The 17,230-nt window shown below is 69.9% G+C and carries 4 protein-coding genes; 2 read left to right on the top strand and 2 right to left on the bottom strand.

All coding sequences use genetic code 11. From position 1 onward, the window contains the following. Window positions 1-91 precede the first annotated feature (91 nt). Both OIE74_RS08780 and OIE74_RS08775 read right to left on the bottom strand, forming a co-directional pair. Complete coding sequence (locus OIE74_RS08780; RefSeq protein WP_329380418.1) at window positions 92-2,281, bottom strand: polysaccharide lyase family 8 super-sandwich domain-containing protein; 2,190 nt, start codon at window positions 2,279-2,281, stop codon at window positions 92-94. A 1,545-nt stretch (window positions 2,282-3,826) separates the two neighbouring features. Next, window positions 3,827-4,276, bottom strand: coding sequence for a hypothetical protein (locus OIE74_RS08775; RefSeq protein ID WP_329380415.1), 450 nt, complete (start codon window positions 4,274-4,276; stop codon window positions 3,827-3,829). Between the two features lie 220 nt (window positions 4,277-4,496). Here OIE74_RS08775 and OIE74_RS08770 point away from each other — a divergent pair, with 220 nt between their 5' ends. Together OIE74_RS08770 and OIE74_RS08765 are read left to right on the top strand one after the other, a co-directional pair. Then, on the top strand, window positions 4,497-5,831 hold the full coding sequence (locus OIE74_RS08770) for an MFS transporter (protein WP_443076059.1): 1,335 nt from the start codon (window positions 4,497-4,499) through the stop codon (window positions 5,829-5,831). Beyond that, entirely contained in the window at window positions 5,770-16,608 is a 10,839-nt protein-coding gene (locus OIE74_RS08765; RefSeq protein ID WP_329380410.1) for a non-ribosomal peptide synthetase/type I polyketide synthase, read from the top strand. Before OIE74_RS08770 ends, OIE74_RS08765 begins: the two co-directional genes overlap by 62 nt. Window positions 16,609-17,230 lie beyond the last annotated feature (622 nt).

Genomic DNA, 17,230 nt, shown 5'->3' with positions numbered 1-17,230 from the left:
GACGTCGCGGACCGGCGCTTCCGACTGAACCGGCGTGCGGCCGACGGCTTTTCGCCGTCGGCCGCACGCCGGTTCATGTCCGGGGAGCGCGTCACCTGAGAGGCTGCGTCACCGTCTTGCCGAGGTCCGGGCCGGTGCCCAGCGCGAAGCCGGCGCGGCGGGTCCGGCCGGGTGCCGCGAGGACGACGGAGACCGTCAGACCGGGCTGGTCGGGGTTGGCGACGCTCACCACGGCGGAGCGGCCGTCCTCCCTGAGCATGACGATGGCCGGCCGATCGACACGCAGCGCGCGACCCGGTCCCAGGTCGAGGGAGCCCGCGGCATGGAAGACCGCCATCGTCAGCCGCAGCCGCGGGTGGCGGACCGCCTGGACCTGCTCGTCGTTGCGCAGGATCCTGACGGCGGGCCCGGCCGCGTAGGAGCGGACCTTCGCGGGTGTCGCGCCGGGCAGGACAACGTAGGCGTACTCGGCGTCGTCCGGGGTGATGCCGTGGTCGAAGAAGAGGGTGAAGGCATTGCGCTTCACCGGGTCACGGTCGATCCAGCTCCCGGTCTGTTCCTTGTTCGAGACCTTCAGCGGCCCGCCGTTGGGGAAGACATAGCCGATCTCGTCGTTGTACGCCCACGAGGCCCCGGTGGCCGCGGAATCGGTCCCCGGGCGCACGGCCCTGCCGCCCACGGAGGCATTGGACCGGGCCGCGCCCTGGTTGACGGTCGTGTGGATCGCGTGCGCCGAGGTGGAGCTGATGCCAGCGCCGAGCGCGACCATCTCGTCGTCGAAGTAGAAGTAGCTCTTGCGTCCGGTGGTCGAGGCCCGGTCGAGGGTGTAGACATCGGCGCCGTAGCGCCCGTCGGAGACGCCGCCGGTGAAGCTGCCGGCGTTGCGTTTTCCGGACTGCGACGTCACCTTGACGTACGGCGCGGTGACACCCGGGTAATGGAACCAGTCGAAGGCGGGGACGAGGTCGTCGTACTCCCGGTTCGTGACCTGGATCGAGGTGACTCCCTGCGCGTTCCAGTCGATCTCGTTGCCGACTTCGGGCCGCAAGGTGGAGCGGTACTCAACGCCCACCATGCGCGGGGAGTTGAGCCTGGTGAGGATTCCGTACCGGTCGCGCAGGTGTGAGGAGAACTCCGAGCGCCAGAAGTACTTGTGCCCGGTGATGCCGTTCCCGCGGGTCTTCCCGCGGATGTTGTCGGCCAGTTCCTTGTACGCCGCCGAGTTGCCCTCGTCGGCGCGCACCATCCGGTCGAGCGGCTCCAGGAAGTCGGCGGCGTAACTCGTAATGCCGTCGATGGTGTTGGGGGGACGGTACCCGAGGTACATCATCCCGATCTCCCCGCGGATCAGCCAGCGGGTCCCGTCGAGGATGTAGAAGGCGACGGCGTCGATGTCGTCCGGGGAGAAGGCGAAGCTGGTGCCGCGCGCCACATCGGCCCAGGCCGCGACGATGGTGAACAGGGCCATGCCGTAGCCCTCGCTGTAGAGCTGCGCCCCGTGCGCCCAGAAGGACGAGTCGACCTGCACGGCCTCGGCGACCTTGCCGCTGCGCTCGACGGCGATCGTCTGCGACATGGTGGCGTAACCCTGCTCGATGTCGGCGGTCGCGCGCTTCGCGACGGCCTCGTACAGGTAGTTCTCGGTCCTCCAGGAGCCGTTCGCCCCGGCCGGGTCCAGCCGGCCGGTGTTGTGCGCGTAGGTCACCTCCCGTGCCTCGGCGCTGAGTTCGTCGCCCACGAAGATCGACACCCGGCCCATGGCCATGGACTTGCCGATCTCGACTTCCCACCAGTTCGTACTGGTGGGTTTGACGCTGTCCCAGTGGAGCAGTGCGCGGTTCAGGGCCTCGATCAGCTCCGGCTTGCCGTAGCCCGCGGCGTCCGGATCGCGGTAGGCGTGGGCCATCGCGATCATGCGGTACAGCGCGTGATACGGCGACCAGACCCGGCCGTTGGCGGAACTGGTGGTGTCGGCGTAGTCCACATTGGGCCACGAGCCGTCGGCACGCAGGGACTCGGCATGGGCCAGGGCCTCGGACGTACGGGCGAGGAAGATGCCGTTGGCGATCCTCACCTGGTCACCCTGCGCCAGAAACCGCTGCCGCAGGCGTTCAACGATGAGCTGGATGTCATCCGTCAGGGCTTGACTCCCACTGGCCTCGGCGGCCCGGGCGAGAGTCGGCACTGACAGCGTCAGTCCGGCGACACCGGCGGCGAGGCCGAGGCCCCCGAGGATGACTCGACGTCGATCGGGCAGGGGTGCGACTCCGTTTTCGGTCATGCGGACTCCTTAGACGCGCCCAGGTCCTGACAACGTTGCCATGCGGTGCGGGTGCCGGTGTGGGCGTCGGTTGGCGAGGTCTTCCGGGTGCTGTTTCGGTGACGGCTTCGAGCTGGTGCGCACCGATCCTTAAACCGGTTTGAAGGCAACGTGTAAACAGTTACCGGCTACGGCCCGGGTACGTCAACAGTCGTGACATCAACGAGCGCGGGTGGAGTGGGCCCGGGGGGCAGCCGGTCGGTGGGCTGAGGGCCAGGGATCGCCGCAGGATGTTCGACGTGCTGGGGGCGCCGGTGAGAGTACTGCGGGACGTGTTCACCCCACCATCAGGCCCCGGTATACGGGTGACCATCTCCCAGTCCCTGCCCGGTCGGAGCCCTCCTGTCACCGCGCGGGCTTCGGCCTTCCGGGGAAGGCGGACCAGTCAGGGCGGTGGCGATCGGCAGCGAGCCAAGGCTTACCCGAGGTCGCATCACCTGGAGTGCGTGGCGATCCTTGACCAGTCCCAAAGGGGAATTGACCTGCGGTTTTATCGATGTGCCCATGTGCGGTGTGGGTGTCGTTGCCGCTGCGGCGGACGCCGCGCTGGGGCAGGTGAAGGTCCCGGTGCCGCCGATGATCTGCGCAGCAACGCGGATAGTCCAGAGGAGGCCCGATGGCCCTCCCTCTTCGACTCGCCAGGTGACCAGCTCTGGTGGCAGTTCGCCGTCGGCGCCCGAAGCCGCGCCCGCCGCCTACTGCCTCTACCTGCCTCACCTCGCCGCTCGATGAGACTCGCGGGGCCACGCACTGGCTCCACCAGCTCCAGTGGGTATTCGACGGCGGCATCCTCCGGCGACTTCCTCAAGGCCCCGGAGACCTTCGTCGGCTACGTCGGCCGCCACGGCTCGGCGAGCAAGGTTCCCCCGGCGGTCCTGTCTGCCGCCCCCGGCAGCTCGCCGACCGGCTCGACCATCTCGCCGAGTAGGGCTGACCCGAGAACACCAAAGGGCCCACCACGACCCCCGGTTCCTAGGGCGTGTTTGAGAAGTCCCGTCTGGCCCACGGCGTCTGGCACGCGCGCTCGCTGCGTTGTCGGAGTCATCCAAGTACGTCCGGTCCATCTACGGGGCTGATCCTCCGCCTTGCGATCGCACGCACCAGACGCCGTGGGCCCCGCCCGATGGGCGGACGACGCTACTTCTCAAACACGCCCTAGGCCACACACCGGTTCAAGGTCGTATCGCCCCTTCTTCTCCCAGCGGCTCACTCATCAGCTAGAGCTGCCGCCGGATGTGGAGGCCTGACGGTTGTCGCGAGTGACCGTCACCGTGCCTGTACTGCCAATCCGGGCGAGCGGATCCGACGACCTGTTCTCAGCCGAGGACTTGAAGGGACCACTCTGCAGGACAGCCTGATCTTCAATCGGCGGCACGCAACGCAGTTCAGCCACTCCGTGGCCGGACTGAGTGTGCCCGCGCACGGTTCGGTCTTATGGCAGGGAAGCGGGGTCGGACGACGCCCGCCCGTCTCCACCAGCGCCACGTGAATGACAATTGCCCTCTCTCATCGCGCTTGTTGTGAGGGGCCTACCTGCTCCGGATGGGGCGACCGGTAGCCGGTGGCGATGCCGTCGGCGGTCAGTGGGGGATGCGTACGGCGGGTGGGGCTGTGGCCGGGGGCGGGCCGGCGCGCGGAGGGGCCGTGGCCCGGGTGCGCGCGGGTGTGTTCGCATAGGGAGCGCTGGGGGATGTGTTCGCCCCAGTACTCCGGGTCGCGTCCGGCCGGTTCGGAGAGGAGGCCCAGCAGCTCTCTCGGCTCGGCGGTCCCGCCTTCCAGCCCGAGGTCGTCGATCCGGTTGCCAGCGGTCGTCGGCCGGGCGCCCTCCAGGAACCGGCGTTCAAGGGTTCCTGACCTCTGACAAGAGTTCCTGGGAAGCGGACGGGCGGTGTGATGGTCCGTCTTGCCGTGCGGTTCGTCCTTGTGCTGCCGACGCCCCTGATCCGCCAACTCCACGACCTGGAGGTCGCGATCACGGCATGAGCACGGTTGTGCAGTCGCGCTTCGTGGAGTCAAGGAGATGAACCGTCTGTTCGAAGAAGGTTGTGTCTGCCAGCCACACTGGTTATGGTCAAGCGGGTTTGTGGCTGGCGGGTGTGTCGCTGGCGGGTGTGTGGCGGGTGTGTGGCTGGCGGGTGTGTTGCTTTACTACCGTGATGAGGGTGCAGTGGGGGGTGTGGGACGTCGCTTTCATGCGCTTGCGTCCGCGTATGCCGTATCCACTTACGGCAATTACCTGAATCTGATCGCGCTGAGCCTGTTCTCCTACGAGGTCACGGGTACGGCGTTCGGTGTCGGTGCTGTGATGGCTCTGCGGCTCTTCGCCGGATTCGTGGCTGGTCTCGCCGCCGCGGCACTGTCGGCCCAGGTTGGCCGACGGGCCGTGATGATCTGTGCCGATGTCGCCCAGGGCGCCACCATGGCCGTCATGGCGTTCTACGCCTCGCGTACACCTCTGTGGCTGCTTGCGGGGGTGGTCGTTGTCCTGGGCGCGGGGAACACGTTCTTCACCGTCTCCCTGCGCAGTGCGATACCCGTCATGGTCGGTCAGGAAGCCCGTACCCGGGCCAACGGACTATTGGTGATGGCGCGGTCCCTGGGCACGGTGCTCGGGTTCGCCTCGGCGGCCCCCGTGATCGGGTTCGGCGGCTTCGCCGTCGCGTTCGCGGTCAACGGCGCCAGTTTCCTGGTATCTGCCGCGGCACTGCTGGTACTGCGACCGCGCACCGACGACGAGAAGAGGAACGAGGAGAAGCACGTACCGGCGGATCTTGATGCCCGCGGGGAGGCCGAGTCCTCGCCCGGGGAGTTCCGCGACGCACCTGTGTGGCGCGTGGCGGCGGGGTTGCCGCCTCTTCTGCTTGGCATGCTCCTCCTCAGAGGGGTCGACGCCCTGGCGTCCTCCTCGCACAACGTCGCGCTGCCCGTCGTCGCGCACGCGACCCACCCGGCGGAGCCCGCGGTGGTCATGACCCGGTTCTGGGCCGCGTGGGCGGTGGGTACCGTCCTCGCTCACCTGGTGCTGAGGCGTAGACAGGGCGAAGGAGCGTGGGGTGAGCGGGCGTTCGCCCTCGGCACCTGCGCGATGGCGCTCTCGTTCGTGACAGCGTTCCTGGGGCTGCCCGCGTTGGCGTTGGTCGTGGTGGCCATGGCGGCGGGGTTCGCGGACGGCTGGACCGAGATCGTCTACATCTCGCGCCTGCAAGCCGTCCCCGATCGGCAGCGCAGCCGACTTTTCGGACTGTCGGCGATAACGGAGCAATCAGGGTTCGCCGTGGGGACAGTGCTGGCGGCGGCGGCTCTTGAGGCGCTGCCCGCGCTGGCCGTCGTGGGCGCCTTCCACGGTGCGGCCGTCTGCGGGGCACTGGTTCTGCTGTTGTGCACCGCCGGCCGGGCGGACGAGGCCCGGTCACAACCATCCACGAATGAAGATGAGAGAAGGGACACGCATGGAACGCGTACGGGGGCAAGCATTCAGCCGGGGCCCCGAGCCGGACCGCACCGAGGATGATTCGCGTGACGCCGTGCGGGCCCTGTTACGAGCCGCTCAGTCCCCTTCGGGCGGGTCCCTCGTCACCGTCGCCCCGGATGGTACGACGACCTCGCAGTCGTACCGCGAACTGCTTGACACGGCACGGCGGTTGCTGACCGGGCTGCGCGAACAGGGGCTGCGTCCCGGAGACACGGTGGTCCTGTGCGGGCTGCCGCTGGCCGATTTCTTCCCCACCTTCTGGGCCTGTGTGCTCGGCGGAGCACGACCTGCGGCCATAGCGGAGCACCCCGCCCCGGGCTCTCCAGCCCTTGACCGCCTCCTGCACGCGGCCCGGTTGCTCGACCAGCCTCTGGTGCTCAGCGACGCGGCCGGCGCGGCGGCGCTCGCTCGGGCCGCCCGCGAGCTGCGCGTCGCCGTCGCCCGGGACTGCCTGGGCGCGCTGCCCGTGGACGACCACGTGGAGCCGGCCGAGTCCGACACCGCGCTGTTGATGTTGTCCTCGGGCAGCACCGGTGTGCCCAAGGCCGCGCGCCTGACACACGCGGGTTTGGCGGACTTCGCGGCGAGCAGTCGGCGGATCCTGGACGTGCGGCCGGACGACACCATGGTGAACTGGCTGCCGGTCGACCACAGCGGCGCGTTCCTGCTGTACCACCTGCTCGCGGTCTTCACGGGCTGCACCAACGTGCACGCGCCGACCGACTGGGTCCTGGCCGAGCCTCTGCGCTGGCTCGACCTCCTCGACGAGCACCGGGCACGTCATAGCTGGGCGCCGACGTTCGCCTACCAACTCGTCGCGGACGCGCTGGCCGAACGGCCGGACGGGCGCTGGGACCTCGATGGTCTGAAGACCATGGTGTGCGCCGGCGAGCAGATCTCGCTGCCGGTGCTGCGGCGCTTCCTCGACGCCACGGCTCGGCACGGGGTCCGCGAGGAGCACATCGTTCCCGCGTGGGGGATGGCCGAGACCATCACGGGCGTCACCTACGGTCGGCTCGACCGGCCGGACACTGTGCACCGCCTGCTCAAGAGCAGCCTCGGCGGCGACATCGTACCCGCCGACGAGGGAACGCCGGAGGACGAGTGCGTCACCTTCGTCGCCTCTGGAGCACCGGCGCACGGGGTCACCCTGCGTGTCCTGGACGACCTCGGCGAGGTCGTGCCCGAGGGCAGGATCGGACGGCTGCAAGTCCATTCGCCAGCCCGCCTCATACCCGGCTACGTGAACAACCCGGAGGCCGACGCAGCCGTCTTCCCCGCCGGGCGGGACTGGCTGGACACCGGTGACCTGGCTTTTCTCGACCACGGACAGGTCGTGATCACCGGTCGGCGCAAGGACGTAATCATCCTCAACGGGCTCAATTTCTACTGCCACGAAGTGGAGGAGGTTGCCGCCGCCGTCGACGGTGTCCGGCAGGGGGAAGTGGCCGCCTGCGGCATACCGGACCAGAACAGCGGCACGGAGGCACTGGCCGTGTTCTTCGTCAGCCGAGGTGCCGAGGACGACGTGCGGATCGCGGGCGAGGTGAAAGCGGCGCTGTTCACGAGGCTCGGGCTCATCACCGCCCATGCCCTGCCCGTTCTTCGCGACGAGTTCCCAAGGACGCCCGCGGGGAAGGTGCGCCGCACCAAGCTCCGGGACCACCTGCTGAGCGGCGGCTTCGACACTGGCGCCGCCCCGCGTACGCGGCTGGATTCCGGCGCTGCGACGAAGGTGGTGCGCGAGGAACTCGATGTCGTCCTGGGGCGCCCGGTGGACGAGAACAGGCCGTTCTATGAGCTCGGCCTGACCTCTGTCCTTCTCGTACGCCTGCGGACCCGGCTGGAGGAGCGGCTCGGGACACCGATCGCCCAGACCGCGTTCTTCGAGCACCCGACGGCCACCACGCTCGCCGCGCACCTGTCCGCCCTCGGCGCGTTCGACGAGGGCGGAACGGGGGCGGAACGCCCCGGCGGCAAGGACGAACGTTCGTATGGCGACACCTCCCCGGCGGACACCACTCCGGCAGGCACCTCCCCGGCAGGCACCTCCCCGGCAGGCACCTCCCCGGCGGACACCGCTTCGGCCGACACCGATGACCGGCGCGTCGCGGTCATCGGACTCTCGCTGCGCTTCCCGGGGGCGGACTCGCCGGAGCGGTTCTGGGCCAATCTGCGCGACGGCGTGGACAGCGTCCAGGTCTTCGGTGAAGAGGAACTCGCGGCGACGGGTCTCACCCCGGAGCAGCGGTGCGCCCCGGACCTGGTGCCCGTCGCCGGAATCCTCGACGGGGTCGAGGAGTTCGACACGGACTTCTTCGGCATGAGCCCCAAGGAGACCGAGCTCACGCACCCCGCGCACCGGCTGTTCCTGGAGAGCTGCCACCGGGCGCTGGAGGAGGGCGGGTACGCGGTGGCCGAACCGGGCACCAGGATTGGGGTGTTCGCGGGTTCGGGCATGAACCTGTACGACCACCAGCAGCAGGCATCGACCGGAGCGCCGTCCGGGCCGTACGACGGAACGGATCCCGTCACCGGCATGCAGTCAGCCGTCGGCAGCCGGCCGGACTTCCTCGCCACCCGCGTTGCTTACCGGCTCGGGCTCACCGGCCCCGCCATCGGCGTGCAGACGGCCTGCTCGACCTCGTTGGTCGCCGTGCACTTGGCGGTGCAGGCGCTGCTGACCGGTGAGGCGGACCTGGCGCTCGCGGGCGCCGCGGCCGTGCACCTGCCCCAGGAGACCGGTTACCGCAGCCACCCCGGGTCGATCCTGTCGCCCACCGGGCGCTGCCGACCCTTCGACTCGGAGGCAGACGGCACGGTCGGCGGCAACGGTGTGGCCGCCGTCCTGCTTAAGCGGCTCGACCGGGCGCTGGCCGACGGGGACACCGTTCACGCGGTGATCCTGGGCTCCGCGGTCAACAACGACGGCGCGGGGAAAGTTGGCTTCAGCGCACCGGGCGTCGCGGGTCAGGTCGACGTCGTGCGGCAGGCGCTGCGCAGAGCATCCGTCCCCGGAGAGTCGATCTCGTACGTCGAGGCGCACGGGACCGGGACGCGGATCGGAGATCCGGTGGAACTGGAGGCGCTCGGCCGGGCGCTCGGCGAGGGCACCGGGCGCACCGGCTTCTGCGCGGTCGGTTCGGTGAAGTCGAACATCGGGCATCTCGACAGCTGCGCCGGAATGGCCGGGCTGATCAAGACAGTCCTCATGCTGCGCCACCGCACCCTGGTGCCGACCCCGCACCTGAACCGTCCCAACCCGGAAGTCCAGCTGGACGGCGGACCGTTGACGCTTGCCACCGAGCTGCGCCCATGGTCGGTGCCGGACGGTGTACCGCGCCGGGCCGGTGTCAGCGCCCTCGGCGTCGGCGGCACCAACGCCCATGTGGTACTGCAAGAGGCTCCGCCCGTGACTCCGGCGGCCCCACCCGAACTGCCCGTCCTCGTGCCGGTGTCGGCCCGGGACGTCGAGGCCCTGGACGAGTTCACCGTACGGCTTCGCGACCGGCTGCGGCAGCGGCCGGAACTTGCGGCCACCGACGTGGCCGCCACCCTGGCGCTCGGCAGGCCGCACCACGCGGCACGCACCGTGGCTGTGGGCCGGACGGCCGAGGAACTTGCCCTCGCTCTCAAGGAGCGACAGCCCGCGTCGCCTGCTCCGCTCGGAGCGGTTGCCTTCGCCTTCCCCGGACAGGGCAGCGCACGGCGTGGCATGGCAAGCGGCCTGTACGCCGTGTCTCCCGCCGCCCGGCGGACGCTTGAGCGGTGCGCGGAGATCTACGCCGACGAGTTCGGCGGCACGCTGCTGCCGCGCATGCTGGACGGAGCCGTGACCGAGAGCGAGGTCTGGCCAACCGAGACGGCCCAAGCCGCTCTGTTCGCCCACCAGGCGGCGCTCGCCGACGTGTGGCGCGCCGCAGGCATCAGCCCCGCTCTGCTGCTGGGCCACAGCGTGGGCGAGTACGCGGCGCTGTACGCCGCCGGCGCCCTGACCCTGGAGGACGGGCTGCGTCTCACCGCTTGGCGCGGGCAACTGATGCACACGGCCTGTCCGCCGGGCGGCATGCTCGCCGTCCGAGCCGACCGGGCCGCCGCTGAACGCATCGCCCACACCGCCGGTGCGGAACTTGCCGCGGTCAACGGCCCGAGTGCTCAGGTGCTCTCCGGTGCACCGCACAGCCTTCAGGAGGCGGCTCGCCTGCTCGACCAGGCGGGGCTGCGATGGCGGACGCTGGCCGTCGACCGGGCGTTCCACTCGACGGCGATCGAACCGGCGCTGCGTGAATTTCGCGCCCATGCCGAGAAAGTGACGTACAGCCGGCTCCACACTCCGCTGGTGACGTCGGCGGACGGCGAGGTCCGCCATGTCGGCTGGACGGTCGACGCCGACTACCTCTGCCGTCAGGCACGGCAGCGGGTCCGCTTCGACCTGGCCATGGACGTGGCCGCCGCCCACGGGTGCGAGGAGTTCGTGGAGATCGGGGCCGGGGCCACTCTCACCAGCCTTGGCCGCCACTGCGTGCCGGCGAGCCGTTGGCTGAGCGGGCAGGGAGAGGGCGACGGGGCGGCAGGGCAGGCGCATGGGCTGCTCACCGCGCTCGGCTCGCTGTACCGCAGGGGAGCCGATCTCGACTGGCGCGCGCTCACTCGCGGCGGAGGCCGGGTGTCGCTGCCGGGGCACCCCCTGCGACGGCATCCGGTGGCATTCCCGGCCATGCCGGCCATGCGGACGCCCGAGCCGCCCACCGCTCCGAAGGCACCGTCTGTCGCGGCAGGCGAACTGCTGGATTCTGTACGGCAGTTGACGGCCGACAAGGTTGGCAGGCAGCTGGCCGAAGTCACGCCCGACAGCTCGTTCTTCGAGCTGGGCGCCGACTCGCTCTCGCTGATGGGCATGACGACCGAGATGGAGGAGCGATACGGGGTACGCGTCCCGGTCCGGGAACTCTTCGACTCGGCCGACACCCCGCGCCGGCTGGCTGAACGCCTGGCAGAGCTACGGGGCAACACGCGAGAGACACCGGAAGCGGCGGTCGCCGCGGTGTCCGTGGCGCGCGCGGTGCCGACGGCGCCTCCGGCGCCGGAGGCATCCCCGGAACTCCAGGCTCTGTTCAGCCGGCAGCTGCAACTGGCGGAGCAAGTCGTCGACCACGTCAACGGATTGATTTCCCGTCAGCTCGACGTGCTCGCGTCCGCCAACGGGACGATGTCGGCCGCGGCCGTCCCGGCACCGGTGCCCCCGGCCCCGGTCCGAACAACTACCTGGACCCCGCGTCCCGAACCGGCGTCCGCCACCGCCGAACCCGCACCCGCCCTCTCTACGGGCTGCGACTTCAGCCTCTACTTCTTCGGCGACTATCCGCAGGACACGGACGACGACAAGTACGCGCTGATCATGGAGGCTTCGGACTTCGCCGACCAGCACGGGTTCCACGCCCTGTGGTTCCCGGAGCGCCACTTCAACTCCTTTGGCGCGCTGTTCCCGAACCCGTCCGTGCTCGCCGCCGCGCTCGCGGCCAGGACCAGCCGGATCCGGCTGCACGCGGGTTCCGTCGTGCTGCCGCTGCACCATCCGGTCCGAGTCGCCGAGGAGTGGTCGGTCGTCGACAACATCTCCCGCGGCAGGGCCGGGCTATGCGTCGCGAGTGGCTGGCATGCCACCGACTTCGCCCTCGCCCCGGAGCACTTCGGCCGACACCGCGAGGTGATGTTCGAGCACCTGGCGACGGTACGGCAGTTGTGGTCCGGTCAACCGGTGACGACGACAGCGGGCGACGGGCAGCCCGTGGAGATACGGCTGCACCCCCGACCCGTACAGAAGCAACTGCCCATGTACGTGGCCGTGGTGGGCAATCCGGACAGCTACCGCCGGGCCGCCGCCGAGGGCCTGGGCGTGGTCACCAACCTGATGACGCAGACCGTTGAGCGGCTGGCGGAGAACATCGCACTGTACCGGCGCACCCGCGCCGAGCACGGCCTCGACCCGGCGGCGGGCCGCGTGGTGGTGTTGGTGCACAGCTACCTCGGCGAGGACGCGGAGCGTGCGCGCTCCGAGGCGTACCGGCCGTTCGTCTCCTACCTGCGTTCCTCGCTTTCGCTCTTCGACCAGGTGACGAACAGCCTCGGCGTTGATGTCGACCTGGACAACACCCCCGAGGAGGACGTGGAGTTCCTGCTCGGGCGCGCCTACGAGCGCTACTGCGCCTCGCGTGCCCTGATCGGCGACGAGCACACGGCTGCCGGGACGGTGCGCCGTCTGATGGACGCCGGGGCGGATGAGATCGCCTGTTTCGTGGACTTCGGCGTGCCGAAGGACAAGGTCCTCGCGGCACTGCCCCTGCTTGACCGGCTACGCCGCCGCGAGCAGCCCGAGGTGGCGGAGCCGGTCGCGCTCGTGCCACGGTCCATGCCGCTCACGCCCGCGCAGCGCCGCATCTGGTTCCTGGAGCGGCTGCATCCCGGGACCCGTATGTACCACGAGCCCAAGGCGATCCGCCTCGACGGCCCGCTGGACGTCGCCGCGCTGCGGCGGGCACTGCAAGAGGTCGCTGACCGGCAACCGGCGCTGCGCACGGTGTTCGGCGACCACGACGGAGTGCCCTACCAGCAGATACGCGACCGAATACGGCTCGACTGTCCGGTCGACGACCACACCGGGGCGACAGAGCAGGAGGCGCTGCGCGTCGCCCTGGCCACCGAGGGGCACCGGATCCTCGACCTGGGCGCCGGGCCGCTGGTCGGCGCCCGACTGCTGCGCCTGTCGCAGGAGCGGCACCTGCTCTTCCTGATGGCCCATCACATCGTCTTCGACTCCTCCTCCACGGTGGTGCTGGTCCAGGACCTCGCCGCCTGCTACCAGGCCCGGTCACACAGCGCCCCTGGGCTGCCGCCCCTGCCCGACCTGCCCCCGGCCGCCCCGCCGGACCCCGCCGCAGTCGCCGCTTCCCTCGACTTCTGGCGCGCCGAACTGGCCGACGCCCCCGACCTCGACCTGCCCACCGACCGGCCCCGACCGCCTGTCCGGTCCGGAGCCGGAGCGAGCCTCGCCCACGCTCTGGACGCCGACCTCGTCGGCAGACTGCGCACGTTCGCCGCCGCGCACCGCGCCACCCTCTTCATGACCCTGACCAGCGCCATCGGCGCGACGCTCGGCCGGTTCGCGGGACAGCGGGACGTGCTGCTCGGCACCGCCGTCGCGGCTCGCCCCGCCGGCGCCGGGCAATACGTCGGCCTCTTCCTCGACACCGTGCCGTTGCGCCTCGACCTCACCGGCGACCCGGACTTCCCAACGCTACTCGCCCGCGTACGCGACGGCAGCATGGCGGCGTACGAACACCGTGACGTCCCCTTCGACGAGCTTGTGGGTGCGCTGAACCCGCGCCGGGACCCGGGCCGCAACCCGCTGTTCCAGGTGATGGTGGAATACGAGAACGAGGGTGAGGTGGACTTCGACCCGCCGCGGCTGACGGCCACCCTGCTCGACACGCCGAGCGAACGCGCCCCGTTCGACCTCAGCATCTACCTGACCCACCACCGGGACGGCGTGCGATTCATGGTCGAATACGACACGGCCCTCTTCGACGAGGGCACCGTACGCCGTCTCGTGGATTACGTGGAGCAGGTGCTGCGCCGCGCCCTGGATGCTCCCGGCGCGCCGCTCGCCGAGCTGACCGCGATCACAGACACCGACCGTGCCGCCCTGGCCCTGCTGGGGCACTTGGACGAGCCGCCGCCCGCCGCCGCGCACACCTTGCACGGTCTGTTTGAGCGGCAGGTACGACGGACCCCGGACGCTGTCGCGCTGATCAGCGGTGAACAGCGCAGCACATACGGGGAACTGGAGAACAGCGCCAACCGGATGGCCCGCCGACTGCGCGCCCGGGGCGCGGTGACCGCGGAGCGCGTGGCAGTGCTGCTGCCCCGCGGCCCGCAGCTGATCATCGCCTTGCTGGCCGTGCTCAAGAGCGGGGCCGCCTATCTGCCCGTCGACCCGTCACTGCCCACCCCCCGGATCGCCGCACTGCTCGACGACGGCGCACCCGTCCTTCTGCTGACCAACGACGCCGCCCTCGCGCGGCACCCGGAGCTCGCGCCACGAGTGCCCGTGCAACTGGCCGACGAGGTCGACGACACACTCCCGGCCGAACCACTGGAGGACGACGCGGCCCGACCCGAGGACCCGGCGTACTGCATCTACACCTCTGGCTCGACCGGCCACCCCAAGGGCGTTGTCGTACCCCACCGCGGCCCGGCGAACCTCGTCCGCGGACACCTGGAGCGGCATCCCGCGCTGCGTACCCTCCAGTGGACCTCGTCCGCGTTCGACGTCAGTGTGCAGGAGATCTTCACCACGCTGGCCGCCGGAGCCGCGCTCGTCCTGATCGACGACGAAGCGCGGCACGACCCCGCAGCCCTGGCCGAGGCCGTGCGCCGGCACGAGGTGGAGCGGCTGTTCATGCCCTGCACCCCGCTGAAGTACCTGATCGAGACAGGCCCCGAACTGCCGTCCCTGCGCGAGCTGTTCTCGGCCGGCGAGGCCCTGCAACTCACCGACGCGTTCCGCCGCTTCCTCGCCGCCCACCCCCGGTGCGCCCTGTACAACCAGTACGGGCCCACGGAGGCGTCGATCATCGTCACCTCCCACCGCGTCGACCCCGCCGCCGACGAGTGGCCGCCGATCGGCAGGCCGGTATCTGGAGCGCGGATCCGGCTGCTGGACGGCGCCGGGCGGGACGTGCCTGTGGGCGCCGTCGGCGAGATCCACATAGGCGGTGTGCCAGTCGCCCATGGCTACCACGCCCGGCCCGAGGAGACCGCGGCAGCCTTCCTTGACGAGGGCCCGGAAACGGTGCTGTACCGGACGGGTGACCTCGGCCGCTGGCGCGCGGACAGCACCCTCCAGTACCACGGCCGCACCGACGATCAGGTCAAGATCCGGGGCCATCGGGTGGAACCCGGCGAGATCCAGGCGGCATTGACCGCGCTCCCCGGCGTCCGGGACGCGGCCGTCGTGCCCCGCCGCGACCGGCACGGCGACCTGGAACTCATCGCCTACGTGGTGCCCGCGACCCCGGCCGCCGATATGCGTGAGCTGCGCACCGCGCTCTCGAGGGGACTTCCCGGCCATCTGATGCCCCGTCACTGGACGTGCCTGGAACGGCTCCCGGTCAACGCCTCCGGCAAGCTGGACCGCGACGCCCTGCCCGAACCCACGGCCGACGCCGAGTCCGGGGAGACCGAGGCCGGGCCCGCCTCCCCACTGGAGAAAGCCCTGCACGACCTGTGGTGCGAGGAACTCGGCGCCCGGCGGATACCGGTGACCCGTTCCTTCTTCCAGCTGGGCGGTCACTCCCTCAGCGCGATCCGGCTGCTCAACCGGATGCAGGAGCACCTCGACATCGACCTGACCATGGCCGACTTCTTCCTCGATCCCAGCATCCGGGCCATCGCGACCCGCCGCGAACCAGCGGTACCCGCGGACCGGGTGGTGGACACCGCGCCGATGCCGTCCACGCTGCGCCGGCTGTGGCGGCGCCACCACGACCGCTCCGACCCGAGTGTCTACAACGTCGCTCACCGCATCGACCTGCACGGCGAACTGGACCCCGGAACTCTGGTCCGCGCCCTGGAGGACCTGGTGGGCCGGCATCACGCGCTGCGCAGCAGAGCCGTAGAGGGCTCAGGTCAAGGCGAGGGTGTGCGCGAGTACGCGGTCGAGGTGCTGGCGGACGTCCCCGTGGATCTGCCGGTCACCGATCTCTCCGCACACGCCAAGGACGCCGCATCCGTCGAGCGGTGGTGCCAGGAGCAGGTGTCCGGCGCGCTCGCCATGGATCGCGCACCCCTGTTCCGCTTCCGCCTCGCCCGCCTCGGCCCGGATCGCTGGGTGCTCGTGACCGTGTTCCACCACGCGATCGTCGACGGCTGGTCCATGGGTATCGTCTGGCGCGAACTTCAGGAGCTGTACAACGCACGGAGTGCTGGTGCTTCTGCCCAGCTTCCCCCCGTTGCCGCTCAGTTCACCGATTTCGCGCGGGCCGAGCACGGACTGGGGGACGGACGCAGGGCGGAACTCGAACGGTTCTGGCGCACCGAACTCGACGGCGTAGCCCTGCGCCCGGCCCTGCCCTACGACCAGCCGCGGCCCAGAACACTGTCCGGCCGGGGCGCGCTGCACACCTGGACCATCGACGCCGACATGACCCGCGGGGTCGCGGACACGGCGGCCCGTCTGGGCACGACCCCATACGCCGTGTTGGCCTCCGCGTTCGCCACATGGCTGGCCGGACTGTGTGGTACGCCCGGTGACGTGGTGCTGGCCGCGTCGAGCGCGAACCGTACGGGACGCGAGCGCTCGGATGTGGTCGGGCTGCTGGGCGACGCGGTTCTGCTGCGCGCCCGGACCAGCGAGGCGCGAACCTTCGCCGACCTCGTGACGTGGCTGGGCAAGACCCTCTTCACCGCATTGGACCACCAGGACCTGGCGCTGACGGACGTGATCGAACTGGTCTCCCCCGAGACCGGGGACGAGCTTTTTCCCACCGTGCTGTTCACCGTGGTCACCACTCCGCCACCCACCCTCGACCTGCGGTCGGTGTCGGTCTCGATGCGAGGCCTACCCATATCCGGTGTAGCACGCAACGAGCTCTACGTCGTCGTGTCTCCAGGGGAAGAAACCATGACCATCACTTTCGAATACTCCACAGACCTGTTCACCCCTACGACCATCGAAAGGTGGGCGCGATCCTTCACCAAGGTCCTGCGAATGGCGACAGAGAACCCCGAGGGTCCACTGGAAAGCCTGCGAACATGAATCATTGGGTACCGTTCCGCGATCGGCCTCGGCGACACGTGCCACGGCTGCCAACCGGTAGTCCGCGAGTTGATCCCTCGTCAGTTCACCGGTGTACAAAGATGATTCATCGACGGCGAACCGGTGCGGCTCATCTCTTGCCTGGTCCTTTCCTCAGCGGCGCGTCGCGGCTGGCGTCCGGCGTCGGGAACGGGCGCGGAGTCCGACGTCTTCTCTCTCGCGGAGACCACCGCTGTTTCCGGGTTCCGGCGAGGGCCGTTCACCCGCGAGAACGTGGCGCAGTCCGAATTCTTCAGCCGGATTCAAGTGGCCTTTCCAGAGATTGTCTTCGCCGATTCGCTCACCTTCCCCAAGTTCGACGGAGGTACGGGGATCTTCGCGAGTGGGTGGTTCAGGCGCTGACCCTGATACACGACCACTTCGCCGAGGCCTGGACGGAGCACGAGGGTAACGGGCACGTGGTGCGACAGGTGCTCGGCAGTCACGGGCTCGGCCTCTCGCCCGAGAGCACCAACACCCGCGCCAAGAAGCATGTGATGAAGCAGCGTGAGGTGCCCCGGGGGCCTGCCCCCGGATCTTGGACCACCGGAGAGACATGGATCTTGATGGTCCAGGAGAACGG

The sequence above is a fragment of the Streptomyces sp. NBC_01716 genome, assembly GCF_036248275.1.
Lineage (GTDB): Bacteria > Actinomycetota > Actinomycetes > Streptomycetales > Streptomycetaceae > Streptomyces.
The sequence above is the reverse complement of the archived record's forward strand: the minus strand, read 5'-3'. Positions and strand labels throughout refer to the sequence as shown.